Origin of the sequence: Streptosporangium sp. NPDC049248, from assembly GCF_040678965.1 — a bacterium.
Lineage (GTDB): Bacteria > Actinomycetota > Actinomycetes > Streptosporangiales > Streptosporangiaceae > Streptosporangium > Streptosporangium fukuiense.
The window spans coordinates 55,243-80,664 of the sequence record NZ_JBFAQY010000025.1; the positions used below are offsets into that span (position 1 = coordinate 55,243).

Annotated in this window: 26 protein-coding genes; 11 read left to right on the top strand and 15 right to left on the bottom strand. The window is 69.0% G+C overall.

Going from position 1 to position 25,422, the window contains the following annotated elements; genetic code table 11:
• Positions 1 to 50: 50 nt before the first annotated feature.
• From AB0K21_RS33495 to AB0K21_RS33505, 3 genes are all read left to right on the top strand, one after another.
• Positions 51 to 596 (top strand): GNAT family N-acetyltransferase, encoded by a 546-nt coding sequence (locus tag AB0K21_RS33495; RefSeq protein ID WP_364155660.1) that lies wholly within the window; start codon positions 51 to 53, stop codon positions 594 to 596.
• Positions 597 to 775: 179 nt separating this feature from the next.
• A complete protein-coding gene (locus AB0K21_RS33500) occupies positions 776 to 1,252 on the top strand; it encodes an NUDIX hydrolase (protein WP_343962065.1) in 477 nt (158 codons plus the stop codon).
• A gap of 63 nt (positions 1,253 to 1,315) precedes the next feature.
• The gene (locus tag AB0K21_RS33505; RefSeq protein WP_364155759.1) at positions 1,316 to 1,660 is read left to right on the top strand and encodes a VOC family protein; all 345 of its coding nucleotides are present in this window, start codon (positions 1,316 to 1,318) and stop codon (positions 1,658 to 1,660) included.
• 35 nt (positions 1,661 to 1,695) lie between these two features.
• On the opposite strand, the gene AB0K21_RS33510 is transcribed toward AB0K21_RS33505, so the two are convergent.
• The 4 genes from AB0K21_RS33510 to AB0K21_RS33525 all read right to left on the bottom strand — a co-directional run bounded on the left by AB0K21_RS33510 (position 1,696) and on the right by AB0K21_RS33525 (position 4,631).
• Complete coding sequence (locus AB0K21_RS33510; protein WP_364155662.1) at positions 1,696 to 2,721, bottom strand: hypothetical protein; 1,026 nt, start codon at positions 2,719 to 2,721, stop codon at positions 1,696 to 1,698.
• 536 nt (positions 2,722 to 3,257) lie between these two features.
• Positions 3,258 to 3,497 carry a DUF397 domain-containing protein gene (locus AB0K21_RS33515; protein WP_364155761.1) on the bottom strand — a complete coding sequence of 80 codons (240 nt, stop codon included), beginning with the start codon at positions 3,495 to 3,497 and terminating at the stop codon, positions 3,258 to 3,260.
• 31 nt (positions 3,498 to 3,528) lie between these two features.
• A complete protein-coding gene (locus tag AB0K21_RS33520; RefSeq protein WP_364155763.1) occupies positions 3,529 to 3,771 on the bottom strand; it encodes a DUF397 domain-containing protein in 243 nt (80 codons plus the stop codon).
• 5 nt (positions 3,772 to 3,776) lie between these two features.
• Positions 3,777 to 4,631: a helix-turn-helix transcriptional regulator gene (locus AB0K21_RS33525; protein ID WP_364155664.1), complete on the bottom strand. Its 855-nt coding sequence runs from the start codon at positions 4,629 to 4,631 to the stop codon at positions 3,777 to 3,779.
• 252 nt (positions 4,632 to 4,883) lie between these two features.
• Here AB0K21_RS33525 and AB0K21_RS33530 point away from each other — a divergent pair, with 252 nt between their 5' ends.
• Together AB0K21_RS33530 and AB0K21_RS33535 are read left to right on the top strand one after the other, a co-directional pair.
• Positions 4,884 to 5,225, top strand: coding sequence for a hypothetical protein (locus tag AB0K21_RS33530; protein ID WP_364155666.1), 342 nt, complete (start codon positions 4,884 to 4,886; stop codon positions 5,223 to 5,225).
• A gap of 99 nt (positions 5,226 to 5,324) precedes the next feature.
• Positions 5,325 to 5,630 (top strand): DUF5709 domain-containing protein, encoded by a 306-nt coding sequence (locus AB0K21_RS33535; RefSeq protein WP_350923572.1) that lies wholly within the window; start codon positions 5,325 to 5,327, stop codon positions 5,628 to 5,630.
• A gap of 160 nt (positions 5,631 to 5,790) precedes the next feature.
• Here the strand turns inward: AB0K21_RS33535 and AB0K21_RS33540 are convergent, their stop codons facing one another.
• Entirely contained in the window at positions 5,791 to 6,450 is a 660-nt protein-coding gene (locus tag AB0K21_RS33540; protein WP_364155668.1) for an HAD family hydrolase, read from the bottom strand.
• Between the two features lie 312 nt (positions 6,451 to 6,762).
• Here AB0K21_RS33540 and AB0K21_RS33545 point away from each other — a divergent pair, with 312 nt between their 5' ends.
• From AB0K21_RS33545 to AB0K21_RS33555, 3 genes are all read left to right on the top strand, one after another.
• Positions 6,763 to 7,374: a Uma2 family endonuclease gene (locus AB0K21_RS33545; protein ID WP_364155670.1), complete on the top strand. Its 612-nt coding sequence runs from the start codon at positions 6,763 to 6,765 to the stop codon at positions 7,372 to 7,374.
• A 685-nt stretch (positions 7,375 to 8,059) separates the two neighbouring features.
• The gene (gene iscB, locus AB0K21_RS33550; protein WP_364155672.1) at positions 8,060 to 9,418 is read left to right on the top strand and encodes an RNA-guided endonuclease IscB; all 1,359 of its coding nucleotides are present in this window, start codon (positions 8,060 to 8,062) and stop codon (positions 9,416 to 9,418) included.
• Positions 9,415 to 10,026, top strand: coding sequence for a Uma2 family endonuclease (locus AB0K21_RS33555; RefSeq protein WP_364155674.1), 612 nt, complete (start codon positions 9,415 to 9,417; stop codon positions 10,024 to 10,026). Before iscB ends, AB0K21_RS33555 begins: the two co-directional genes overlap by 4 nt.
• A gap of 53 nt (positions 10,027 to 10,079) precedes the next feature.
• On the opposite strand, the gene AB0K21_RS33560 is transcribed toward AB0K21_RS33555, so the two are convergent.
• The 10 genes from AB0K21_RS33560 to AB0K21_RS33605 form a co-directional block, all read right to left on the bottom strand.
• Positions 10,080 to 10,721, bottom strand: a complete 642-nt coding sequence (locus AB0K21_RS33560) for a hypothetical protein (RefSeq protein ID WP_364155676.1) — start codon at positions 10,719 to 10,721, stop codon at positions 10,080 to 10,082.
• Positions 10,722 to 11,098: 377 nt separating this feature from the next.
• Positions 11,099 to 14,992: an ATP-dependent RNA helicase HrpA gene (hrpA, locus tag AB0K21_RS33565; protein WP_364155678.1), complete on the bottom strand. Its 3,894-nt coding sequence runs from the start codon at positions 14,990 to 14,992 to the stop codon at positions 11,099 to 11,101.
• A gap of 219 nt (positions 14,993 to 15,211) precedes the next feature.
• A complete protein-coding gene (locus AB0K21_RS33570; protein WP_364155680.1) occupies positions 15,212 to 17,512 on the bottom strand; it encodes a glycoside hydrolase family 6 protein in 2,301 nt (766 codons plus the stop codon).
• A gap of 287 nt (positions 17,513 to 17,799) precedes the next feature.
• On the bottom strand, positions 17,800 to 18,177 hold the full coding sequence (locus tag AB0K21_RS33575) for an ATP-binding cassette domain-containing protein (protein ID WP_364155682.1): 378 nt from the start codon (positions 18,175 to 18,177) through the stop codon (positions 17,800 to 17,802).
• A gap of 172 nt (positions 18,178 to 18,349) precedes the next feature.
• Positions 18,350 to 19,018, bottom strand: coding sequence for a GntR family transcriptional regulator (locus AB0K21_RS33580; protein WP_364155684.1), 669 nt, complete (start codon positions 19,016 to 19,018; stop codon positions 18,350 to 18,352).
• A gap of 115 nt (positions 19,019 to 19,133) precedes the next feature.
• Positions 19,134 to 19,430 carry a VOC family protein gene (locus AB0K21_RS33585; protein WP_364155686.1) on the bottom strand — a complete coding sequence of 99 codons (297 nt, stop codon included), beginning with the start codon at positions 19,428 to 19,430 and terminating at the stop codon, positions 19,134 to 19,136.
• 91 nt (positions 19,431 to 19,521) lie between these two features.
• Positions 19,522 to 19,827 (bottom strand): hypothetical protein, encoded by a 306-nt coding sequence (locus AB0K21_RS33590; RefSeq protein WP_364155688.1) that lies wholly within the window; start codon positions 19,825 to 19,827, stop codon positions 19,522 to 19,524.
• A 68-nt stretch (positions 19,828 to 19,895) separates the two neighbouring features.
• Positions 19,896 to 20,864: a PrpF domain-containing protein gene (locus AB0K21_RS33595; RefSeq protein ID WP_364155765.1), complete on the bottom strand. Its 969-nt coding sequence runs from the start codon at positions 20,862 to 20,864 to the stop codon at positions 19,896 to 19,898.
• On the bottom strand, positions 20,819 to 21,133 hold the full coding sequence (locus AB0K21_RS33600) for a DUF1932 domain-containing protein (RefSeq protein WP_343962029.1): 315 nt from the start codon (positions 21,131 to 21,133) through the stop codon (positions 20,819 to 20,821). The genes AB0K21_RS33595 and AB0K21_RS33600 overlap by 46 nt, the downstream gene beginning before the upstream one ends.
• On the bottom strand, positions 21,130 to 21,573 hold the full coding sequence (locus tag AB0K21_RS33605) for a 4-carboxy-4-hydroxy-2-oxoadipate aldolase/oxaloacetate decarboxylase (protein ID WP_364155690.1): 444 nt from the start codon (positions 21,571 to 21,573) through the stop codon (positions 21,130 to 21,132). Before AB0K21_RS33605 ends, AB0K21_RS33600 begins: the two co-directional genes overlap by 4 nt.
• A gap of 208 nt (positions 21,574 to 21,781) precedes the next feature.
• On the opposite strand from AB0K21_RS33605, the gene AB0K21_RS33610 reads away from it, so the two are divergent.
• The 3 genes from AB0K21_RS33610 (at position 21,782) to AB0K21_RS33620 (ending at position 25,379) form a co-directional block, all read left to right on the top strand.
• Positions 21,782 to 22,771, top strand: coding sequence for an LLM class flavin-dependent oxidoreductase (locus tag AB0K21_RS33610; protein WP_343962025.1), 990 nt, complete (start codon positions 21,782 to 21,784; stop codon positions 22,769 to 22,771).
• Between the two features lie 170 nt (positions 22,772 to 22,941).
• Complete coding sequence (locus AB0K21_RS33615) at positions 22,942 to 23,547, top strand: response regulator transcription factor (protein ID WP_343962023.1); 606 nt, start codon at positions 22,942 to 22,944, stop codon at positions 23,545 to 23,547.
• Positions 23,538 to 25,379 carry a histidine kinase gene (locus tag AB0K21_RS33620; protein WP_364155693.1) on the top strand — a complete coding sequence of 614 codons (1,842 nt, stop codon included), beginning with the start codon at positions 23,538 to 23,540 and terminating at the stop codon, positions 25,377 to 25,379. The genes AB0K21_RS33615 and AB0K21_RS33620 overlap by 10 nt, the downstream gene beginning before the upstream one ends.
• Positions 25,380 to 25,422 lie beyond the last annotated feature (43 nt).

The window sequence follows — 25,422 nt, forward strand, 5'->3', positions numbered from 1 at the left end:
CGTTCCACGGCATCGGACGCCTCGCCATCCCCTGTTGAAGGACAACACGCATGAACAGCCCCTCGCGGACCGCCCAACCGACCTTCCGCGCCGCCACCGACGCGGACGTCGTCCCCCTGGTCTCCCTGGTCGAGTCGGCCTACCGGGGCGAGTCGAGCCTGGCCGGTTGGACGAGCGAGGCGAGCCTGCTGGGCGGGCAGCGGACGGACGCCGGGGGCGTGGCCGCCGCGGTGCTGAACCCGGACGGCCAGGTGCTGGTCGTGGAGTCGGAAGGCGAGATCATCGCCTGCTGCCAGGTGGAGCGCCGGGACGGGCACGCGTACTTCGGGATGTTCGCCGTACGCCCCACGCTGCAGGGCGGTGGCCTCGGCAAGGCGGTCCTCGCCGAGGCCGAGCGTCTCGCCCGCGACGAGTGGGGGGTGGACGAGATGCACATGACGGTGATCTCGCTCCGCGAGGAACTGCTGGCCTGGTACGTGCGCCGGGGCTACGTCCGCACCGGCGAGACGGCCCCGTTCCCCTACGGCGACGAGAGCTTCGGCCTGCCGACCAGGGACGACCTGGAGTTCGAGGTGCTGGTCAAGAAGCTCGGCTGAGCAGAAGGATCGTCCACCGGGGCACCTGCCGTTGGGGAGGGCCGAGGAGGGGAGCACGCCGGCTTGGGAGACTCGACCGAGCGGCGGCGGTGACGCCCGGCCTTCCGGATGTGAGCGACCGATGACGCCTCGGCGGGCCTTGCCGGGGACGGACGGCTCTCGGCGGTAGCGTGGCGAGAGTGAGCAAGCCCTACCTCGACCCCGTCACCTGGTACGCCACCCTGCCCACCGTGTTCGTCTGCGCCTGCCTGCTGATCACCGACCCCGAGGGCCGGGTGCTGCTGGTCAAGCCCAACTACCGGCCGACCTGGGACTTCCCCGGTGGGGTCGTGGAGGAGGATGAGGCGCCCCACGAGTGCGCGAGGCGCGAGGTGACCGAGGAGCTCGGCGTGCCCGTCGAGGTGGGTGACCTCCTCGTGGTCCACTGGAGCCCGCCGTCGGGGGAACGCCCCCGCCCGCTGATCAGCTTCGTGTTCGACGGCGGCGTGCTGAGCGATGCCGACCAGATCACTCCGGAGGCCGAGGAGCTTGACGAGGTGGCGTTCCTCCCGTGGCACACCGCCGTCACCCTCCTTTCGGGGAACATCACCACCCGCCTGCTCACCGCCCGCCTCGCCCGGCACGAAGGACGTCCCATCTACCTGTCGGACGAGTGACCGGCGGGCAATGAGTTCTGCGTCATCGGGCCGGGCAACAACTTCCTTGCTGACTGCGGATTCATCGGAGCGCTAGCGTGCGACGGTTTGCAAGAGGTCGGGTACTTCTGGAGCGAAGCGCTGGGCTGGCCGTTGGTCTGGGACCAAGACCAGGAGACCGCGATCCGCTCGCCGCACGGCGGTCCGAAGATCACGTGGGGCGGTCCGCCACTGATGCCGAAGTCAGGGAAGAACAGGCTGCACTTCGGCCTCGCTCCACCTGTGCACGATGATCAGCAAGCGGAGGTCAACCGTCTCGTCTCCCTCGGAGCGACTCGAATCGACATCGACCAGCGTGGGGGCAGTCGGGTGGTGATGGCCGATCCCGATGGCAATGAGTTCTGTGTGTTGACCCCCCCGATAGCGTGACCAGCCCCGAGGACGGCGCGCCTCGACCCCCGAGTTCAGTCGACCTGATAGAGGGCGGCGCGGTACACGCCGCCCGAACAGTCCGCATACGCTCCGGCTCCCCACAGCATGGTCGTTTCCGGCTTTCGCGCGATGGCCGTGATGTTCTGGCTGCAGTTCTGGCCGCCGTCGAGGCGTTGCCTCTGGATGGTGCGTCCCGTCGCGTCCAGGTGCCGCAGGTAGGTGTCGTGGGAGTCCCTGAGCCAGGCTCCGCCCCTGCCGTCGGCCTCGATCTCCATGAAGCCAGCTCCCTCAAGAACCCCGTCGGCTTCCACCTCGATCCGCCAGGTGCGACCGTCCCAGCGGGCCAGCAGGGCCCGCGACCCGGGTTGCTCCTCGCCCGAGCTGCCGAAGATCCCGCCGGCGGCCCACACCTGTCCGTGGCCGCGTACCAGGACGTCCCAGAAGATCGCGCGGCCATCTTGTGGTAGCTGTTCCAGCGGGGGCAGGGGCACCGTCTCCCACCTGTGGCCGTTCCACCTGGCGGCGGTCGGCTGCCGATCTTCCGGGCCGGTGTCCACGCGCTCCCGGCCTCGGCCGACCGCCCACACCTCGCCGGGGGCCTGTCCGTCGAGCCCTTCCGCCGGGATCGGCACCTTGGTGTCCACCCAGATTCCTCCGGTCAGGCGCTTGACCACGGCAGGGCTTTCCGGGTCGTACGGGCCGTGCTTGGCCAGGAACCAGATCTCCTCGCCCACCGTGACCGCGTCCTGGACGAACAGGCCCGGACCGAGGTCGGTGACCTGCCAAGCCTTGCCGTCCCAGCGTGCGGCGTAGCTGTGGTCCAACTCCGACCCGTGGTCGGGTGACCCGATGAAGGCCCAGACGTTTCCACGGGCGTCAATCGTCGTGGCCAGGCCGAGTCCTTTGACCGAGGGCAGTTCCACCTGCCGCCAGCCGTCCGCCTCGAACCGGCCCATCCAGGCCGTGCCGGTATCTTCGCCGATGGCCCACACGACACCGTCCGGCCGGACCGCCAGGTCGTGGAGAATCCCGGTGTATTCCCGGGGGGCGGTGCGCACCAGCTGCCATGATCCTTTCGGCCTTCTGGGCGGTGGGCTTGGTGTGGTAAGGGGGCGAGACGGTTCGACGAACATCTTCGTAGGCGCGGTTGTGCTCGCCGAGGGAGCGGCTTTCGGTGGCGGGGCATCGGCGGTGCAAGCCGCCACGACCCAGGCGATCATGATGGTGATGAGGAGCCGGGGGGCCTGTCGCATGCGGCCCAGACAACAGCAGGATGATCGCCGGATGCAAGCGGGGCACCGAATTCCCGGAACGCTACCCGCGCAGGTGTTCGCTCTCGTTGATTCGGGGCAATCAGGACACCTGATCGAGGCATGAGACCGGCGGCGCCGTTAACGACCTCGCTTTGGCGCTCGATGCCGCAGAGCGTCCCACACTCACGGCTCCTTTGCCCCTGGTGACGCCGGCCCTTGCGACAGACCGAGCTTGATCAGGGTGCGGAGATCGAGGGCTGCGGCGCGGGTCTGAAGCCGGCCGTTGTTCCCGATGGTGCCGATATAGCGTAAGCGCCGGTTGCCTCGCGCCCTCTCCCTGTTCATCCGGGGAAGTCGAACTCCCCGTCCTTGATGCCGCCGACGAACACCTCCCACTCCGCGCGGGTATAGACGATCACTTCACCATCAGGCCGATGACTGTGCCGCACCGCCACCCGCCCACTACCGTCGGCCAGCGGCCCAGCCTCTACGCAACTTCCGCCGCCGTTGTCGCTTTTCGTGCTGATGTGCCAGGCCACACCGGCCAGATCCTCGGAGTTGGGCTTGCTGTGCTCTTGCATCGCGTTCACCACAACTTCTCTGCCGTCGGGATCACGTGCCGGGGAAGTCGAACTCCCCATCCTTGACGCCGCCTACGAACGCCTCCCACTCGGCACGGGTGTAGACGATCACCTCACCACCAGGCCGATGACTGTGCCGCACCGCCACCCGCCCACTACCATCCGCCAACGGCCCGGCCTCCACACAGCTTCCGCCGCCGTTCTCACTCTTCGTGCTGATGTGCCAGGCCACACCGGCCAGTTCAGCGGAGCTGGGCTTGCTGTGCTCTTGCATCGCGTTCACCGCATTTCTTTCGCTATTGCGGAGATGAGTTCGGCCGAGTCTTCGGGGCCGAGGGCGAGCTTCTGCAAATTATCGTACGTCAGCACGAAGCTCTCAGCATCGGGTGATTCCACGTAAATAGCGCCCTTCGGGGTCTCCGCATAGGCGACCTCAGGATAGGGATTCCTCATCGCCAGTATTCGGAAAGCACCTGTCGGGCTGGCATGCGCACCAGCACTGAACGGGAGCACTCGGATCTCGATATTCGGCCGGGCGGCGCACTCGATCAGATGGCGTAGCTGCACCCTCTGACATTCCGGGCCACCGACCTCACGGTGCAACACCGCTTCATCGATGATCGCCGACAGGCGCGGAGGGTCGTCACCTCGGAGGATCTCCTGGCGAGTCATACGCAACTCGACCCATCGCTCGATCTGCTGTTTTTCGGCACCGAACTCCGCCGCCGCGATCACCGCCCGCGCGTACTCCTGCGTCTGAAACAACCCGAGAAGCAGTGTGTTGTCAAAGGAGCGGATTTCGGCCGCGCGGGACTCCAGCCACACATAGTCGACGAACGCACCGGCGACCTCGTTGGCGTATCCGTCCCACCAGCCCTTCTGCCAGACCTCCTGGCTGAGTTTCATCAGGCTCTCGCGGCGCCTGCCGTCGGCCACACCGTACAGATCGAGAAGGGCCAGCAGGTCCGGACGTCGAATCGGATACTCCCCCGATTCGAAGCGGCCCGCAGTGGACGGATCTCGCTGGAGATACTCGGCCACATCCTTAAGCAACAGAGAGTTGGCCTCACGCAGCTCGCGGAGCTGCTGGCCGAGCCACTGGGCGCGGAGAGTCACCCACTTCGGAGCAGCCATACCCACCTTCCAGGCTGGGCTGTACAGGCCAGAGCTTCGCCAGCCTGGCAAATACAGCTTGTGAACTTCGATAACCGTGTGTCACTATACCCAACGTAGCGACCCGATCACAGAGAGCACGAGAAATGGCAGCCTCCGACCACGGGACGGTCACGTGGTCGTAAGAACACCAAGGAAGAGAAGGAGACCGGGGCGGGCCTCGCTGACAGGCCATGCCCGCCCCGGTCCCGATGCCGGAAGGAAGCACCCGAGATGGAGCACTTCAACGGTTCCGACCACCCGACTGTTTACCACGGCATGGGCTCGCGGCGCGGCGAGACCGGAGACGGCGGGGGCGGTTTGTCCTGGCAGTCCGATTCGCCGCTCAGCAGGGAGGAGGTGCGGGCACTGGCCGGAGGGTTGCCCCGCGTGTTCGCGCTGGTCCGGGAGGCCGAGGACGAGGAGATCACGGCGCGGGTGGTGGCGTACGGACTGGCCCTGCCGGGCGGCGACGCGGCCACCGTCGGCGCGACCAGGGGATTCGGCCGGTGGACGAGCGCGCGAAGCGCCGCGTACCGGCTCGGCTCCGACCTCGTCTGGCTCGGCGACGGGTGACCGTACCCGCCTGGCACGGCATGGCTCGGCGGCCGCCGAGCCATGCTCTGACCTGTGGGTTTTCGGACGTAAAACGGGTAAGCCCGGAATATGAGTCAAATGCCCCCGGACCGTAAAGGTCTAAGCGACGAGCAGGCGGTCGAAGTCGAGGAGTGGACCGATGACCTCGGTCTTCACCACGAGATCCTTCCGGACGATCCCGGACATCAGGACACGCTTGACGAACGTCTCTGGCGTGAGGCCCCGAACCACGAACGGCGGCCCCCACGCGAGGAGGACCGCCTGGTGGCGCCCGATGAGGGCCTCGGCCCGGACGAGACGTCCGAGGAGTACGCCCGGGATGTCGGCCCCGACAGCGGAGACCTGTCAGCCGAGGAGCGCGCCATCCACATCGAACCCGACTGATCCGGCTCGTTAGGGAAGTCCTTCGCGGTGTCCTCACCGAGGACGCCGTCGAAGCCATGTGTCCGGCTCCGCGAAGTATCCACGACCGGGTAGCCGATTCCGCGTAGGCACATGGCCTGATGTGCACGACCCCGCCCCCTACTCCGCGAGCGGTCCGCGATCAACCGACGGCCCTGCCTCCCAGTGCCGCGACCAGGCCGGGGAAGTCGTCGATGACGTGGTCGGCCTCGGCCGCCTCGGGGCGGGCGGCGTGCAGGTGACCCCACGGGCCCCGGCGGATCAGCGCGGTCCACATTCCGGCCGCGCGGGCGGGCCGGACGTCGTTGTCGAGCCGGTCGCCCACGTAGAGGATCTCGCCGGCCTCGCGCCCCGACACCGCGACGACCTTCGCGAAGAAGCCCGGATCGGGCTTGGACACCCCCCAGCCGTCTGAGGTGTGGATCGCGTCGACGGGCAGATCCATCGCGGCCAGCGCGTCATAGGCCTGCGGCGGCTGGTTGCCCGCGATGATCAGCTCGTATCCGAGCCCGCGCAACGCGGCCAGGCCGGGCCGTACGTCCGGATAGAGGTCGTCGGCGTCGAAGTTCACCCGGAGCCCGGCGGGGTCGTCCCGCTTCCACGCCTCCTGCTCGGCCTCGACGTCAAACCCGGGCCGCAGTAGCCGGAACGCGTCCTCGAACGACCGATCGAGCGCGGCCATGCCGCCCAGCACGCCGAGCATGGTCAAGGTGGTGACGCCGAGCCGGTCGGCCCAGCGCGACCAGATCCGCGTCTCGTCGATCAGCGTCTCACCCACATCGAACACCAGCGCCTTGACCACGCCGCCCCCTTCCCGAGCCCGTCCGAATCCTAGCCCGGACCAGCAGAACGGCACCGGGCGGGACCAGGCCCGAACGATTGCCCTCGTACAAGCGTGTCCGTACATCGACACCACCGCCCCGCCGGGCCGGCTCATGATGTTCGACGAGTGAACCGCCGGGTTGGAACGGCCGGGGGTCAGACGTCGCCCATATCGGCCGAGGGAAACGAGAGGCCGCCCCCTCGGGAAGCACCAGAAGGAATACGCCTCGTCTCCAAAGGGCACGCATGACACACTTAGAGTTCCTGATCGAACACGGAGGGAGACATAACGATGGTGACGACAGCACGAGGACGCCCCTCCCGCCACCTCTCCCCGAAGGACCCGAAAGATCTGCCGCCCGTCCGTACCGCACGGGATCTCCTCGAAGCCCTGCCCCCCACCCCCGGCTTCCGCGCCGAGGTCATCGACGGGAGTTTGATCGTGAGCCCCGTGGGCACCCCCGAGCACAGCTGGAGCGCAACCCTCCTCTCCTACGCGTTGCAGCCGGTCGTCATGGAGCGCGACTGGCGCGCACACGTGGGCGGAGTGAACATCTGCATCGACGGCCCCCGAGACAGCCTCATCCCCGACTTCGTCATCGCCCCCGCGGACTGCCCACGCTGGGGGGCCCTGGAACTGCGCTCCTCCGGTTTGATCATGGTCACCGAGGTCGTCTCCCCGGGGAGCGCCCGAACCGACCGCGACGACAAACCCCGCATCTACGCCACGGGCGGGGTGCCGATCATGCTGCTCGTCGATCCGATCGCCACCCCTGGTACGGCAACGGTGCTCAGCGACCCCGAGGACGGCGCCTACCGGACCGTCACCCGCGTCCAGTTGGGCAAACCGCTCCGGATCCCCTCCCCCGTCGACTTCGACCTGGACACCTCGATCTTCCTTTGACCTCCTCCCCACCAGGGGACGCGGTTGCCCAATCGCCTCAGACCGACGTCCGGTGTCGTTATCCGATGCCGAAGACGCGAGCCACAGAGATCGAGGCCGAATCGGACAACGAAGGTCCGGGGGCGGGGGATCCCTGCGCCGCCGCATGTGCGGCGTTCGGTGACTTCCTTCACGGACCCGGTCGCGGAGCATCGGCCGCATTCCGATAACGGCACCGGTATCACTCCCGATCGCACCGCAACCCGCATCGATCCGCGATCGCAGCGGTTTTCTCCCAGGCCGACACCGCCCCATGGAACACTTAGAGTGCATGTTCGAACACGAAGGGATACAGGTCGATGGTGGTCAACGACCCCGGTCTGAAGGCCGGGGCTTGAGGTGCAGCACCGCGCACTTGAAGCCCCATGTTGACCAGCCCCAGCCATCACGAACTGGAGGTGCGACCCAGATGGCTACGTTGAACACACGCCGGCAGACCGACTCCGGAGTACTTCCTCAGCTCCGGACCCTCGAATCCACGTCAGCAGACACCCCCCGGGGCGGGGACGAAACGGGACGTGGACGCCGCAAGGCAACGGGTGTTCAACTTGGGCGAGGGGAGACCGGTCCGGCCGCACCGCCGCACCGGCGTCACCCCAAGGGCGCCTCGGCGTCTGAAGGAGCGAACCGTGAGGTTCACCCGGTCGTGTTCGTCCTGGACGCCCGCGGCCACCCGCTCGACCCCTGCCACCCCGCCCGCGCCCGCCGCCTGCTGGCGGCCGGGCGGGCGATGGTTCACCGCCACACACCGTTCGTCATCCGCCTCAAGGACCGGTCGGTAGCCGACTCCACCGTGGCAGGCGTACAGGTCGGTATCGACCCCGGCTCCAAGCACACCGGCCTGACCGTGTTCACCGACCGCGACGGGAGCCGGACCGGGAGGTATGCGATCCAGCTCGACCACCGGGGCGCGGCGATCCGCGACAAACTCGCCGCCCGCTCACGGTATCGGCGCCGGCGCCGCAGTAAGAACCTGCGCTACCGCTCGCCCCGTTTCTCCAACCGCACCAAGCCGAAGGGGTGGCTGGCGCCATCGCTTCGACACCGCGTCGAGGGCACCATGTCATGGGTGACCCGGCTCACCCGCTGGGCGCCGGTCACCGCCGTGCACGTGGAGCGGGTCGCGTTCGACACGCACGCCTTGGCGGCCGGGCGGCCACTCGAAGGGGTGGAGTACCAGCAGAGCACCCTCGCCGGGTGCGAGGTCCGCGAATACCTGCTGGCCAAGTGGGGCCGGGCGTGCGCGTACTGCGCCAAGCAGGACGTGCCGTTGAACCTCGACCACATTCACCCGCGTTCCCGGGGCGGCTCGGACCGGATCAGTAACCTGACCCTGGCGTGCGTCGGCTGCAACCAGGCCAAGAACGCCACCCCGATCAGGGAGTTCCTCAAAGGCAGGTCCGCCCTCCTGGTGAAGATCCTCCGGCAGGCGAAGGCTCCGCTGCGAGACGCCGCCGCCGTCAACACCACCAGGTGGGAGCTTTGGCGGGCCCTGGTGGCGACCGCTCTGCCCGTTCACACCTCCTCCGGTGGCCGCACGAAGTGGAACCGCTCCCGCACCCGGGCGCCGAAGTCGCACACCCTTGACGCGTTGCACGTCGGCCACCTGGGAGGCGTCACCGCCTGGCCGTCGACGGTCCTGGTGGTCAAGGCGACCGGTCGTGGCAGCTACGCCCGTACCCGCACCGACCGCTACGGCTTCCCCCGGCTGCGACTGCCCCGGACCAAGCAGGTCAAGGGGTTCGCCACCGGCGACCTGGTCCGCGCCACCGTCCCGACCGGCAAGAAGGCCGGAGTCCACACCGGACGGGTCGCGGTCCGCACCACCGGCAGTTTCAACATCACCACCCGGCACGGCACCGTGCAGGGCATCGGCCACCGCCACGTTCACCTGCTCCAGCGAGCCGACGGCTACGGCTACACCACCCACCCAGAAGTGCGGCACCGTGCCGTATTTCCTCCCGGCCCTGAAGGATCGGGTCTCCACGCTGGAGGTAATCGATGACAGCGTCTCAGCGATCCGCGCCGCGCACCGCGCCCCAGCCACCCGCGCCGGAGGACCGTCCGCTACCTCGCACCCCGAGGGAGATCTTCGAGTCCCTTCCCCCTATCCGCGGCCTTCGGGCCGAAGTCATCGACGGGAACCTGATCGTGAGTCCTTCCGCGACCCCCCGGCACGCGCGTATAGCAAGATGCCTCAGCCGAGCCCTGATCCCCGTGGAGAGCAAGAACGACTGGGAGAGTTTCTCCGGCGATGTCGACATCTGCATCGAAGGGCCACGGGACACCATCGTTCCCGATTACTGCCTGGTCCCCGTGGACGCTCCGCTCTGGGGTGATCGGGAGATTCTCTCCTCGGGGCTGATCCTGGTGGCGGAGATCGTCTCGCCCGGGTCAATGGAGATGGATCGCGCCACGAAGCCCCGGATCTACGCGGGCTGCGGCATTCCGATCATGCTGATCGTCGACCCCGTCGCCTCACCGCCCGCGGTGACCGTCCTCAGTGATCCCGAGGACGGCAGCTACCGGACCATGACCCACACCGAGATGGGCAAACCGCTCCGGATCCCCTCCCCCGTCGACTTCGACCTGGACACCTCGATCTTCCTTTAAACCGTGTCTCATTTGGGGGTGACTGGTCGTTGAGCGGGTCATGTCCGAGCTGTCTACAGTTGCGTTCTCGCCTCCTCGACCTGGCGCATGATGGCCTGGGCGCCGCTGGCGTCGGCGATCGAACCCGCCTCCTCGATCAGCGCCAAGGCGTGATCACGGCGGCCTTGTGCGGCTGCGACGTAGGCCAGCCCGACCAGGTTCGCGGCAACACCGGGCAAGAGCCCGATCTCTCGTCGAAGCCGCGTCGACTCCTCCAAACGCTCATGCGCGGCGTCCAGCCGGCCGGCGACGTGGTCCGCGTATCCCAGGTGTCGAAGCGCGTACGACATCGTGAGCTTGTCGCCGACCTGCGCCGCAAGTTCATATGACCGTTTGAGAAAGGGAACCGCGGTGTCGTTGTCCCGCATGGACATCTGGTGGTAGGTGCCGACCCAGAACAGCGCCTCGCCTTCGCCTCGTACGTCGCCGAGCCCCTGATAGAGCTCGGTGGCGCGCTGGAACAAGGCCAGTTCGTCGGGGTTCTCGGTTCGCTGCTCATGAGAACGAGCCTGCATGATCCGGCCGCGTGCTACGGCGAGATCGGCCTCGACCATGTTCAACTCCCGCTCCGCTGTGTCCAGCGCATCGACATCGCCGACGAAGACGGCCCGTTGGCAAGCCAGCCTGGCCCGTTCGATTCGATCGTCTGTACTCATCGTCTCCCCGTCCACCCATATGCGTCCGCGTGGCCCAATGTCGCACAACGCATCATGCTAAAGGCGTCCCGACCGAGTTCAAGCCCGCGGCAAGCCGGCGCCGGTGTGGTCGTGGTCTGCCCCTCCAGGTCGGCGGCACATGCGTGGCCGACCGCTAGGACCGTGCCTCAACTGCCGCGTTCGAGCAGTCGGCGGTGGCAGATGAGCGCGGCAGCGAGGGTGGCGTAGCGGTCGTGGCGGCGGACCGGTCGCCGGTAGGGCATCAGCCAGGGCATGGTGCGTTCGATGACCCAGCGGTGCCGGCCGACAGCCGCTCATCGGGGGGCGAACCGACTGGGCCAGTCAGTGCCGGCCCCCCACCTGGGCGGGGAACCGGCTCAGAGTTTCTCCATCGCCTTGCGGATGCGCTTGTCGGAGATCGAGTACGGGGTGCCGAGGGTCTGCGCGAAGTAGCTGACCCTGAGCTCCTCGATCATCCAGCGGATCTGCCGGACGTCGTCGTCGGAGCGGCGGGCCGGAGGGAGCTTCTCCACCAGTTCGTGGTAGTCGTCCTCGATGTCGTGCACCTTGCCCATCCGCTCCCCGTCGCGGAACGCGTCCTCGTGCACCTTCTCCAGTCGCCGTTCGGCCCCCTTGAGATAGCGGAGCAGGTCGGGCAGGCGCTTGTAGCCGGTCTCGGTGACGAAGCCCGGATAGACCAGGTTGGCCACCTGGTCGCGGATGTCCTCGATCGCGGGCGTCGAGCGGGACTCGGGCAGCAGCGTCGAGACGGTGTGCCAGACCTTGAGGATGCTCTCCACGCGAGCGACCGTCTCGGCCGTGGTGTCGAAGAGTTCGGCGCGGACCGCCTCGTGCAGGGCGGTGAAGGCGGACTCGTCCCAGACCGGCCCGCCGTACTCGTTCATCAGGTGGTCGGCGGCGCAGGCGATGCAGTCGTCGAACAGGGCGACGGCACCGGCGTGCGGGCTCCGGCTCAGCGCGAGCTTGGACTGGTTGCCGAGGCGGCCGAGCACCCATTTGGCCGGGGACGGGGTGTTGAGCAGCAGCAGCCTGCGGGTGCCCTCCCACATGGCCCGGCGCTGCTCGGCCTCGGTCTCGAACATTCGTACGGCCACGGTGGCGCCCTCGTCGGCGAGCGCCGGATAGGCCTTCATCCTGCGCTGCTCGAACGTCTTGGGCAGCGCGCCCACGGTCCACCCCGTCAGGCCGGTTCTCTCCAGGCCGTCGGCGGCCTTGGAGAGGGTCTGGCGGAGTTTGGGGGCGAGACGCCGCTTGAGGTCGGCCAGGTCCTTGCTCTCGGCCAGTTTCTGCCTGCGGCCGTCGGTCACCCGGAAGGTGATCCTGAGGTGGTCGGGGACCAGGTCCGGCTGCCAGTCCTCGCGCGAGACCTGGAAGCCGGTCAGGTTGAGCAGCTCGCGCTCCAGCACCGCGAGCAGCGGCTCCTGGGTGGGCTCGGCCCGCTCCAGGACCTTCTTGGCGTAGTTGGGGGCGGGGACGAAGTTGCGCCGGATGTTCTTGGGCAGGCTGCGGATGAGCGCGGTGAGCAACTCCTCGCGCAGCCCGGGGATCTGCCAGTCGAACCCCTCGACGTTGACCTGGTTGAGCAGCGCGAGCGGGATGTGCGCGGTGACGCCATCGGCGTCGGTGCCGGGCTCGAACTGGTAGGTCAGTGGGAAGCGCAGGCCGCCCTGGCGCCACACGTCGGGGTAGTCGCGCTGGCTGACGTCGCCGGCCGACTCGCTGATCAGCATCGACTTCTCGAAGCTGAGCAGGTCGGGCTGGTCGGCGCGGGCCTTCTTCCACCAGGAGTCGAAGTGCCGGCCGGAGACGACGTCCGCGGGAACGCGCTGGTCGTAGAAGTCGAACAGGGTCTCGTCGTCGACGAGGATGTCGCGGCGCCTGGCCCGCTCCTCCAGTTCCTCGACCTCTTCGAGGAGCTTGCGGTTCTCGGCGAAGAAGGCGTGGTGGGTCTCCCAGTCGCCCTCGACCAGGGCGTGCCGGATGAACAGCTCCCGGCTCAGCTCGGGGTCGATGCGGCCGTAGTTGACCTTGCGCTGGGCCACGATCGGCACCCCGTACAGGGTGACCTTCTCGTACGCCATCACCGAGCCCTGCTTCTTCTCCCAGTGCGGCTCGGAGTAGGTGCGTTTGATCAGGTGCGCGGCGAGCGGTTCGACCCACTCCGGTTCGATCTTGGCGTTGACCCGGGCCCAGAGCCGGGAGGTCTCCACCAGCTCGGCGGACATCACCCAGAGCGGCTGCTTCTTGGCGAGCGCGGAGCCAGGGAAGATCGCGAACCGGGCGTTGCGCGCGCCGATGTACTCGGTCATCGGCCTGCGCGGCTCGTTCGTGCCGCGGCGGGCGCCGGGCTCCGCGGTCTTCTTGTCGATGTCCTTGACGCCGACGTGGGAGAGCAGCCCGGAGAGCAGGGAGATGTGGATCTTCTGCTCGTCGCCGGGGGTGCTGTTGAGGGCGACGCCGAGGGTCTTCGACATCTGGCGCAGCTGGCCGTAGACGTCCTGCCACTCGCGGACCCGCAGGTAGTTGAGGAACTCCGCCTTGCACAGGCGCCGGAACGCGCTGGAGGAGAGCTCCTTCTGCTGCTCCTGCAGGTAGTTCCACAGGTTCAGGTACGAGACGAAGTCGGACTCCTTGTCGGCGAACCGGCGGTGCTTGTCGTCGGCGGCCTGCTGCTTGTCGGCCGGACGTTCGCGCGGGTCCTGGATCGACAGGGCGGAGGCGATGACCATGACCTCGCGGACGCAGCCGTTGTGGTCGGCCTCCAGCACCATGCGGGCCAGTCGCGGGTCGACGGGGAGCCCGGCCAGCTTGCGGCCGAGCGGGGTCATCTGCCGCCCCTGGTCGAAGGCGCCCAGTTCCTGGAGCAGGTCGTAGCCGTCCCTGACCTGGCGCTGGTCAGGCGGCTCGACGAACGGGAAGGCCCCGATGTCGCCCAGGCCGATCGAGGTCATCTGCAGGATGACCGAGGCGAGGTTGGTACGGAGGATCTCCGGGTCGGTGAACTCCGGCCGGGTGACGAAGTCGTCCTCCTCGTACAGCCGGATGCAGATGCCGTCGGAGACCCGGCCGCAGCGGCCCTTGCGCTGGTTGGCCGAGGCCTGGGAGATCGCCTCGATGGGGAGGCGCTGGACCTTGGTGCGGTGGCTGTAGCGGGAGATGCGGGCGAATCCGGGGTCGACCACGTACTTGATGCCGGGCACGGTCAGCGAGGTCTCGGCCACGTTGGTGGCCAGCACGACCCTGCGCCTGGTGTGCCGCTGGAAGACCTTGTGCTGCTCGGCGGCGGACAGCCTGGCGTACAGCGGCAGGATCTCGGCGTCCTTGCGCTTGGCGAGCGCCTCGGCGGTGTCGCGGATCTCCCGCTCGCCGCTGAGGAAGACCAGGATGTCGCCGGGTCCCTCGGCGCACAGCTCGTCGACGGCGCTGCCGATCGCCTGGATCTGGTCGTCGTCCTCGGCGATCGGCCGGTAACGCACCTCAACGGGGTAGGTCCGGCCGGAGACCTCCACGATCGGCGCGTCGCCGAAGTGCTTGGAGAAGCGTTCGGGGTCGATGGTCGCCGAGGTGATGATCACCTTCAGGTCGGGGCGGCGCGGCAGGAGTTGCTTGAGATAGCCCAGGATGAAGTCGATGTTGAGGCTGCGCTCGTGCGCCTCGTCGACGATCAGCGTGTCGTACTGGTCGAGGTCGCGGTCGTTCTGCAGCTCGGCCAGCAGGATGCCGTCCGTCATGACCTTGACGAGCGTGCCGTCGCTCACCTGGTCGGTGAAGCGCACCTTGTAGCCCACGGCGTCGCCGAGCGGGGTGTCGAGCTCTTCGGCGACGCGCTCGGCCACGGTACGGGCGGCGATCCGGCGGGGCTGGGTGTGCCCGATCAGCCCTCTGACGCCCCGGCCGAGCTCCAGGCAGATCTTCGGCAGCTGGGTGGTCTTGCCCGATCCGGTCTCACCGGCGACGATCACGACCTGGTTGTCGCGGATCGCCTCCAGGATGTCGTCCTTGCGCCGGCTGACCGGCAGCGCCTCCGGATAGGTGATCGCGGGAACGCCGGCGCGACGTCGGGCGACCCGGCGCTCGGCCCGCTCGATGTCGGCGGTGATCTCGACGGTGATCTTCTGCTGCGCGGCCCGGTTTCTGACCTTGCGAGCCCCGTCGAGCCTGCGTCGTAGCCGCCGCTGGTCACGGAGCGTGAGCTCGGGCAGGCGCGTGTGCAACTCGGAGAGCGGAGATGTCAAAGGAGGCGTTCCCATACTGAAACCCAGGATACTTTCGGCCCGCGCCTGACGGCTCACGCGTGCCCTTCGAAGGCCCCCGTGTGAAGCCCCAACCGTTCATGCTGCCCGACCCGCCGCTTCCCCGCATCCCAATATCCGCCCCTGCCGGAAAAGAGAACGGCTCCGCCGCCCCCGGCGGGGGCGGCGGAGCTTCGCAGGGCGGGTCCCGCGGGGGCGGGACCCGGGATCAGCGGACTACGGGAGCGCCGGGTAGGCGTTCTGCAGCAGCTGACGGAACTGGGCGGAGAACCACTGGCCGGAGATCGGCGCGTCGGCCAGGGCACCGCTCATGTTGTTGCCGTTGCGCGCGTTGCCGGTGTAGGTCGGGTCGCACATCCGGTCGAAGCCCTTGCCCTCGTTGTTCGGGATCTCCTTGCTGGAGCCGTCGGACTCACCCGGGGGCTTGATCCAGACGTAGGCGTCCAGACCGGCGGCGGGGCTGGCCTGCGGGCGCTCGCCCAGACCGGCACCGCTCTGGTTGCACCAGTTGCCGGCGTGGATCCGGCGGTCCACCCTCGACTCGTTGACGAAGGTGTTCACGACGGTGGAGGTGCTGGCGGCGGCCGGGCGGGCCGAGCCTCCCCAGCCGTTGCGGGAGGTGTCGATCAGCATGCCGATGTTCGACTTGAAGCCCTTCTGGATGAGCGTGTTCCTGAACGCCTGGGCGAAGGACAGCTCGTCGACGTAGAAGTTCCAGTCGACCCAGGTGGACTGGCGGACGCTCTGGCCGTTGACCAGGGTGTTGATGGTGAAGTGGGGCTCCTTCAGCGCCGAGTAGTTGGCGGTGTTGGTGATGAAGCCGTCCACGCTGTCGAAGCCCTTGACGGTGCCGGCGACGGTGGTCGCGAACAGGTCGGCGGACGGGCCGAAGTTGGTGTCCCAGCCGAGCCAGCCGTGGTGACCGGCGTCGATGTAGGTGTAGACGTTGCTGATCGCGTGCAGCTTGTCCAGGGCGTAGCGGACGCCGTTGACGTAGGCGCCGCTGTCCTTGGCCTCCTGGCACTTGGCCAGGTTGAGGTTGGTGACCAGGTTGGGCAGCGAGTCGATCTCGACGATCGACACGATCCGCAGGTTCGCGTACCTGGGCTCGGCCATGATCGCGGCGATCGGGTCGATGTACTCGGTCTTGTAGCGGTTCAGGCCGTTCTCGGAGATGAGCAGCTCACCGTTGGAGGCCAGCGCCGAGCAGTCCCGGTTGGGCAGGTTGTAGATGACGAACTGGATCGTCAGCGGCTTGCTGCCGTTGGCCGCGTCCTGGCGGAGCGCCTCCTCCAGGTGGGCGCGGAGGCCCATGGCCGAGGAGGAGCCGGCGATGGCGGCGATGCGGTCCAGCCACACACCGGTGGAGACGTTGGCGACCGCGCTGCCGCCCGGCTCGGCTGCGGCCTTGGCCGACCAGTCGGGGTTCACGTAACCGGTGGCGTCGGTGTACGGGTTGTCGACGTGGCCGACCGGCGGGGCGCCGTCGTCGTCGGCCTCGGTGGCGGTGACCGTGGCGCCGGTGTGGCCGCTGGCGGCGGCCGTGATGGTGGCGGTGCCGTTGGTCTGGTCGGCGTCCTGGGCAGCCGAGACCGTCACGTTCTGCGCCGTGTTCCAGTTGGCGGTGGTGAAGCTCAGCGTGGAGGGCGAGATGGTGATGTCGCTGTCACCGGTCTTGCTCAGGTTGACCGTGACGTTGCCGCTCGGTGCCTGGCTGAGCTTGAAACCGACGGTCGCGGAGCCGCCCTCGGGGACGCTGACGGAGGTCGGGGAGGCGACGATCGACGGGGTCGAGGTGCCGGCCACGGTGAAGGGGACCGCGGCGGTCTCGGTGGAGAGCGCCGGGGAGGCGTTGTCGTACGCCTTGGCCTTGGCGGTGTGGGAACCGGCCGCCAGGCCCGTGGCGGAGTAGGAGTAGGGGGCGGTGGTGTCGGTGTTGACCAGCGTGCCGTCGACGTAGAACTCGACCTTGCTGACCGCGCCGTCGTCACTGGCGGTCGCCGTGAGCGGCACGGCGGCACCGGTCTGGTAGGAGGCGCCCGAGGCGGGGCTGGTCAGGCTGACCGTGGGCGGCTGGTTTCCGGGGGTGGTCCCGCCGCAGGTCACACCGTTGATCGTGAAGGCGGTCGGCTTGGGGTTGGTACCGGACCAGCTGCCGTTGAAGCCGATGCTGGTCGAGGCGCCGGTGGCCAGGTTGCCGTTCCAGTCCAGGTTCTTGGCGGTGACGGCCTGGCCGCTCTGCGCCCAGGTGGCGCTCCAGCCCTGGGTGAGCTGCTGGGTGGTCGTCGGGAAGTTGAACCCGAGGGTCCAGCCGTTCAGCGGGTCACCGAGGTTCTTGACGGTCACGCTCGCGGTGAAGCCGCCCTGCCAGTCGTTGGTCGTGTAGGCGACGTCGCAGGCGACTGCGGCGTGCGCGGTGGCGGCTTGCCCGGTGGCAAGGCCGGCGGCGGCCACCAGCAGTGCCGCCGTGGTCGCCGCCCGATTACGCCAGGCGTGGCGACGCGAATTGACTCTCATGCGTGATCATCTCCAGGACGATGGTGGGAGCGCTCCCATAGTCCGGATGTTTCACCCGTGTGTACAGCTTGTTGCACGTCGGAGCCCCTGAATTAGGGCCGCCCCGGCCTCTGACCTCACCGAACGGGTTTCGAACCCGATGAAAGTTTCAGAGCCCTGTCTGCGGCCGGTCCGGAATGGTGCGTGGATCTCCTTGCCCGCCGCGTGCGCCCACCGCGTCCGCCCGGACCCCCATCCGGTCACCGCGGCCGAAAAGACACCGTCTGGGGCACAGTGTGCCGCCCCGCTCAGCCGGCGGGGCGGTCGCCGCGCTTGGCGCGCTGGATGAGCTCGTAGACGTGGGCCCGGAGCTCGGCGAAGCGGGGCAGGGAGCGGGTGGTGAGCTGGTCGCGATCGTCCGGCAGGTCGACGGCGACCTCTTCGAGCACCACCTCGCCCGAGGCGGTGTCCAGCAGCCCGGCGACGCATCTCAGCAGGGTGGTCTTGCCCGCCCCGGAGGGGCCGACGATGCAGACCGGCTCGCCGGGCGCGATGCTGAAGGTCAGGTTGCGGACCGCCTCGACGCTGCGGTTCCCGCCGCCGTACACCTTGCGCGGGTCACGTACGTCGAGCAGCGCGGTCGGGGTCTCGGGGCGCGCGGCGGCGCCGATGAGTGTGGTGGTCATGTCAACTCTTTGTCCGTTTGATGAGGATGACGCTGTAAATCATGTACGCGATTGTCAACGATTTTTTCACCAAACAAAGAACCAAGCTTGTGAGCAGTTTGGGCGAACCTTCGCGTGGGCATGCCGAAACGGGCCTGGACACCGGGAACAGGCCTGGGATGTGCGTGCCGGATCAGGCTTCGGCGAGCACCGCCATGTCGACGTCGGGGCTCTGGAATCGCGAGATCTGCGTGATCACGTCACGTAGGTGTGCCCGCATCGCGGCCTCGGCGCCGGCCGGGTCACCGGCGACGATGGCATCGACGATCCTCTCGTGCTGATCGAGGGAGACGGCGGACCGCCCGGGCTGGAGCGACAGCCGGAACTGGTGACGGACGAGCTGGCCCTGCAGCCGGACGAGGATGTTCCGGACGGTCGACTGCCCCGCGATCTCCTGGATGAGAGCGTGCAGTGCGGCGTTGAGATCCGAGTAGGCCAGCGGGTCGTGTGCCGCCACCCTCTCGCGCATCGCCTCTTTGATCCCGAGCAGTCTCTCGGCCTGCTCGGGTGTCACCCGCTCCGCCGCCTTCGCCGCCAGCAGGCCCTCCAGCACCATCCGCACTTCGGTGATCTCCACCGCCTCGGCGGTGGAGATCGTGCGGACGCGTGCCCCCTTGTTGCGCTGCACCTCGACCAGGCCGTCGGCGACGAGTTCACGCAGCGCCTGCCGCACGGTGGACCGGCTGACCTGGTAGAAGTCGCACAGCTCGGATTCGATGAGACGCTGCCCTGCGGCGAACTGCCCGGTCAGCACCGAGCGGCGGATCTTCGCGACCAGATCTTGGAGATCGTCCGCTCCCATGACCTTCCTCCCGTTTCGGTCACCGTAGGGCGGCAACTGAAGGCGTCAACATTATAGGTTCCGAAGCCGGCGACATGATCTGTACGCCTTCGGGCCTCCGGGGATGCCGGGCGCGTCACTCGATCACGGGGGTGCCGTGGGTGTGGAACGAGTCGATGGTCTTCAGCCCCCAGGCCTGCCCCTTGGCGCGCTCTGCCTGGGTCCAGGTGACGACCTCCCAGTCGGGGGCCAGGATCAGCCGGGCACCGGCGTTGCACAGCTCGACGCGGTTGCCGCCGGGCTCCCAGACATAGAGGAAGAACGTCTGCTGGATGGCGTGCTTGTGCGGACCGGTCTCGATGTGGATGCCGGCCTCGAGGAAGACGTCGGCGGCCCGCAGGATGTCCTCCCGGGTGTCGGTCGCGAACGCCACATGGTGCAGGCGCCCTCGCGCGCCGCGCCGGTCGGCGGTGTAGACGATGTCGTAGGACTTGTCGCAGACCGAGTACCAGATGGCGGCGACCTCACCGTCGCTCGCTCCACCCGGCGCCGAAGCCGGCCGCCTCGATGGCCTCGACCCTGCGCCGCAGGGCCTGCGGGCCGGCCGCCCGCAGGAACGTACGGCCGACGCCGGCGCGATCCCTGCCGGTGACCTTCACCGTGTACCGCTCGTAGTCGTCCCAGGAGTGCAGGTAGATCGAGTCACCCTCCCGGTGGACCTCCTTCATCGCCATCAGGTCGACGAAGAAGTCGCGGGTCTCCTCCGGCACCGAGGTGAAAAGCTCGACGGATCCCACATGGGCGATGTCGCGGAACGCTTCTGACCGCATCGGATCTCCTCGGGGTAGGTGGGGCCCACGGCGGCCTCGTACTGGAAATCACGACCGCGGGCCGGTGGTCAGGTCTGGCGCGGCCAGGTGAGGCCGTCGAAGAGTTTGCGCGCGGTGCACAGCACCCCCGACCGGTGCACGCGCAGCCGCGCTCCGCTGCCCGACACCTCGATCGAGGTGTCGAAGAAGCCGGTCGGATGCTCGATCCGCAGGACGTCTCCCGGCGGCCCGCTCACCGCTATCCCGGTGGCGACCGAGACCGCGCCCAGCACTCCGATGGAGGTGTGGACCCGGTGCGGGATGAACGTCCGGGTCGAGATGGCGCCCCCGTCGCGGGGGGCGGCCACCAGTGACATCTTGGGCACCGTGGTCGCGCGCACGTCGCCCAGTCCCATGAGCCGGCCCGCCTGGAGGCGAATCTCCTCGACCTTCGCCCTCAGCGTTGCGTCGCCCTCCAGTTCGGCGGGCGACTCGTATCCCGTCACCCCGAGCGCCTCGGCCGCCATCAGCACGACGGGCATGCCGTTGTCGACGCAGGTCACCTCCACGCCGGCGATCCGGTCCCGCACCGACCCGGTGGGCAGCAGGCTGCCGCACACGGAGCCTTCCGTACCCTCGAAATCGAGGGTCACCGGCGCCGAGGCGAAGGGCACGCCCGAGATGAGCGTGCTGCCCGCGTACCTCACCCGGCCGTCACGGGTGTCCACGGTGGCGGTGGCCACACCGTCGCCGTTGACGATCCGGACGCGCACCCGGGTGGTGTCGCCGTCCACCGGGATCAGTCCGCGCTCGATGGCGAACGGCGCGACGCCGACCAGTAGGTTGCCGCACGTCTGCTGTGCCGAGACCCGGGCCTCGGTGACCTGCACCTGCAGGAACAGGCAGTCGACATCGGCCTGCGGATCGGCCGAGCGCGACACCACCGCGACCTTGCTCGTCAGCGGGTGACCGCCGCCGATCCCGTCGACCTGCCCGGCGTCTGGCGAGCCCATCAGCCGGAGCAGCAGGTCGTCGCGGCGGGCCTGGTCGGCGGGCAGATCCTCCGCATCGAGGCTGCCGCCTCCATCTCGGCCACGCGGCGTACGCTGTGCGCCACGGTGCCGTCGAGAAGCCCGCGGACCACGGCACCGTCGAGCCCGGTCAGGGTGTCGACCAGATGGTCGTAGCACCACCGCCCCAGCCCCTGCGACTCCGCCACCCGCAGCGACTCGACCATCAGGGCGGTCAGGCCCTTGACCACGATGCTGCGCAGCAACTTGCGCGCCGCCGCCTCGCCGAGTCCGAGAAAGGCGACGCGCGGTTTCACAGGGCGCCCTCGGGGTGTTCGTCGACGTACTCGACGCCCAGCCGGGTCAGCACCTCGCGCAGGCCGTACATGTCGACGCCGAGCACGCCGGACCGCAGGGCCGCGCGCCTGTCGTGTTCGGCCGCGATCCGGGCCCGTGACCTGGCCAGCACCTCCGCCGCCGACCGGGCGGGCACGCACATGACCCCGTCGTCGTCGGCGACCACGACGTCGCCGGGCCGCACCACCTGACCACCGCAGACGACGGGCACGTTGACGGACCCGGGGGTGGCCTTGACGGTGCCCCGCGCCGAGACGGCGCGTGCCCAGATGGGGAACCCCATCTCTCGCAGGGCGGCGATGTCGCGCACACCGGCGTCCGTCACGAGCCCCACCACTCCGCGGGAGAGCAGGGACGCGGCGAGACGGCGACCCGGCCCGGCCGTCCGCTTGATCGCCAACAGTCCACCGGAACGGCACCCGAGTCGCCAACTTAATTAGTTACGAAATTGTCAACAATATCCCTAACCATCCTTGCGGACAACCGGGCGGTGGATCCCAGTGCCCCGCCCGGTGCACGGCGCTGAAATAACCGCAGCGCCGGCGCCGTTGAACAGCACTCGAAGGGGGGCGCGCTCCTCCCTCCCCGCGACGAAAGGCTTGCTCCCCATGGCTCCTCCGCTCTCCATCCTTGATCTGGCGTACATCGGCGAGGGAGAGACGGCCGCCGACAGCCTGCGGGCCAGCGTGACCCTGGCCCAGCGCGCGGAGGAGTGGGGCTACCGGCGGATCTGGTACGCGGAGCACCACAACATGCCCACCATCGCGTCCTCGGCGACCGGCGTCCTCATCGCCCACGTGGCCGCGCACACCCGGACGATCCGCCTCGGAGCCGGCGGCGTCATGCTCCCCAACCACTCCCCGCTGACCATCGCCGAGCAGTACGGAACCCTCGAAACGCTGCATCCCGGGCGCATCGACCTGGGTCTCGGCCGGGCGCCGGGCAGTGACCAGCAGACCGCACGGGCCCTGCGCCGCACCCCGATGGCCGCGGACGACTTCCCGCAGGACGTCCTGGAACTGCAGGGATACCTGACCGGCGAGTCCCGGATCCCGGGCGTCGACGCGACGCCGGGCAAGGGCACCGACGTGCCGCTGTACATCCTCGGCTCCTCCCTGTTCGGAGCCAGGCTCGCCGCCGCACTCGGGCTGCCGTACGCCTTCGCCTCCCACTTCGCGCCGAACGCGCTCCAGGACGCCGTCTCGCTCTACCGGCGCGAGTTCAAGCCGTCCCGGCAGCTTGATCGCCCGTACGTCATCGCCGGCGTCAACGTCCTCGCGGCCGACACCACGGCCGAGGCGCAGGAGCACTTCCTGGCCATGAAGCGCAGCCGGGTCAGCCTGCTGCTCGGCCGGGGCCGGAAGTTCACGCCGGAGGAGGCGGACGGCATCCTCGCCTCCCCCGCGGGGCAGCAGATCCTCCAGATGGCCACCTACTCCGCCATCGGCACCCCGGCCGAGGTGACGGACTATCTCCACCGCTTCGCCGAGAAGTTCCAGGCCGACGAGCTGATCACCGTTTCGGCCTCCCCCGACCGGAAGGCCTGGCTGCGCTCCTTCGAACTCCTCGCGGAAGCCCGCGGCCTCCTCGCCACCTGACGTTCGGCACGTTCGGCGGCGGCGTGGGCCCCGTTGAGCCCGGCGGCAGCGCGACGTCAACCGCCGGACCGCAGCCGGGCTCGCACCGGCTCTTCATGATCCAAAATGAAAATCTCCAGAGATGGTAGAAATGGGAGGCGCAGCTGGAATCCTGACGGTAGGGGCGATGGATGATCCGGATTCTGCTCGCCGAGGACATGCACATGGTCCGCGGGGCACTGGTCGCGCTGCTCCGGCTCGAACCCGACATCCAGGTGGTCGCGGAGGCCGCCACCGGCAACGAGATCGTGCCCATGGCGCTGGAGCATGAGCCGGACGTGGCCGTGATCGATGTCGAGCTACCCGGCGTCGACGGGCTCACCGCCGCGGCCGAGCTGCGCAGAAGACTGCCGCGATGCCGGGTGCTGATCGTCACCGGCTTCGCCCGCCCGGCGAACGTCCGCAAGGCGTTCGCCGGGCGGGCGTCCGGGTTCATGCTCAAGGACGCCCCGCCGGACCAGCTCGCCGACGCGATCAGAAAGGTCGCGGCGGGCGAGCGGGTGGTCGATCCCCAGCTCGCCGTGGCCGCGCTGGAGGCGGCCGAGAGCCCGCTCAAGCCGCGCGAGCTGGAGGTGCTGCGGAGGTTCTCCGACGGCGAGGACGTGGAGCAGATCGCCGAGGCGCTGTTCCTGTCCGCCGGCACCGTACGCAACCACCTCACCGCGATCGTCGCCACGCTGCACGCCCGCAACCGGCTGCACGCCGTACGGATCGCCCAGGGCGCCGGTTGGCTCTGAGCCCGGCCCGCCTGCTCGCCGGGTTCATCTGCCTGCTGTGCCTGCTGCGAGTGACCTTCCACCTCGGCGAGACCACGTCCGGCCCGCTGACCGTGGCGAGCGTCATCGCCGTCGCCGCGCTCCAGTTGCCGATCTCGCTCCGAGGCGGGCGGCGCCCGGCCCCCGTGCTCCTGCCGGCGCAGGCCGTGCTGAACTACCTGCCCCTGCTGGCCGAGGCCGAGAGCTGGCGAGCCGGCGGCTCGGGGTTCGTCGCCGCCTCGGTCCTGCTCGTGGTGAGCGGTCCCTGGGCATGGTCGCTCTTCGGGTTGATCGCGCTCGTCGAGGGCACCCTGGCGGTCGCGCTGGACCTGGCGCCCGTGCAGGTCTACTACGCGGTCGTCGCCCCCCTCAACGTCGGCCTGATGCTGTACGGTCTCAGCCGCCTCACCGACCTGCTGGACCGGGTCCGGCGGGAGCGGTCGGAGCTGGCCGCCAGGGCCGGAGAGGTCGAGCGGCTACGGCTGTGGGGGTACGTCCACGGCCTGGTCGTGAGCAGCGTGTCCGCCGTCGAGCGGCTGGCCCGGAGGGCCCGGCGCGAACATGACGCGGAGGCGGCGCGAGGAGCGATCCGCCGGGCCGTCGCCGTCGCGCGGGAGGCCCTGGAGCGGGTCCGATCCCTGCCGGCCGTCGAAGAGGCGATCCCGGTCCCGTCCCGCGACGACGACACGCGGATCCTCCGGCTGGCCACGCCGATCCTCGTCATCACGCACGTGCTGTTCATCGGGCAGTCGCTGTTCAACTTCGTCGCCGACGAGGGGCTCGATCCCGGCTCCGGAGACGCCGGCTACCTGGTCCTGCTGCCCGTGACCTTCGGTCTGCAGTTCTGGCACCTGGCCGCACTGCGCGCGGGCACCCGGCCCAGGGGGCCTGCCTGGACGCTGGCCGCTCAGGCGCTCACCATTCACGCGCCGCTCCTGCAGGGGAACGCGTCCGGGCTCGTCGTGTCGGGGTTCTTCGCCGGGGTCGTCCTGCTCTACCTGCGGACGCCGGTGTCATGGCCGCTGTCCATGGCGATCTGCGGCATCGCCGCCCTCGAGGCCTGGTCCACCCGGGGCCCGGGCGTCGCCGCGTACCAGCTCTGCAGCACCCTCGCCACCGCCCTGACGGTCTACGGACTGACCCGGCTGGCCGCCCTCGTCACCGAGCTCAGGAAGACCCGGGCCGAGCTCGTCGAGGTGGCCGCCCTGCGCGAACGGCTCCAGGTGGGCAGAGACGTCCACGACCTGCTCGGCCGCGGCCTCACCGCGATCGTCCTGCACGGCGAGCTCGCACTGCGGCTGCTCGGCACGGATCCCGGCAGGGCGGCGGAACAGCTCGAACGGGTGACGGAGTCGGCGCGGACCGCGCTCTCGGACACCGCCCGGCTGAGCGCACCGGACCGGCGCCTGTCGCTGGCCGCGGAGACCGACTCCGCCAGAGCCGTGCTGGAGTCGGCGGGAGCCACCGTACGGATCGACGCCGCTCCCGTGACCGGGCCGGCCGAGCCCGTGCTCGCGGTGGTGCTGCGCGAGGCGGTCACCAACGTGCTCCGGCACAGCACCCCGTACGAGTGCGTGATCGAGATCGCCGTCGAGGACGGCCGCGTACGGCTGCGCGTGGCCAACGACCGCGCCGCCCCCGTTTCCAACTCCGTGTCCGACTCCGTGTCCGACGAGCCCGGCACGGGACTGCGCAGTCTGCGCGCCCGCCTGGCCGCCGTCGGCGGCGAGCTCACCACCACCCGGACCGGCGACCGCTTCGAACTCCTCGCCCGCACCCCGGTCGATCATGAGAATCTCACGCCCACAAGGTGACCCCGGCGACTGTGCGGGCAAGCGCCCGGTGCCGCACAGTTGG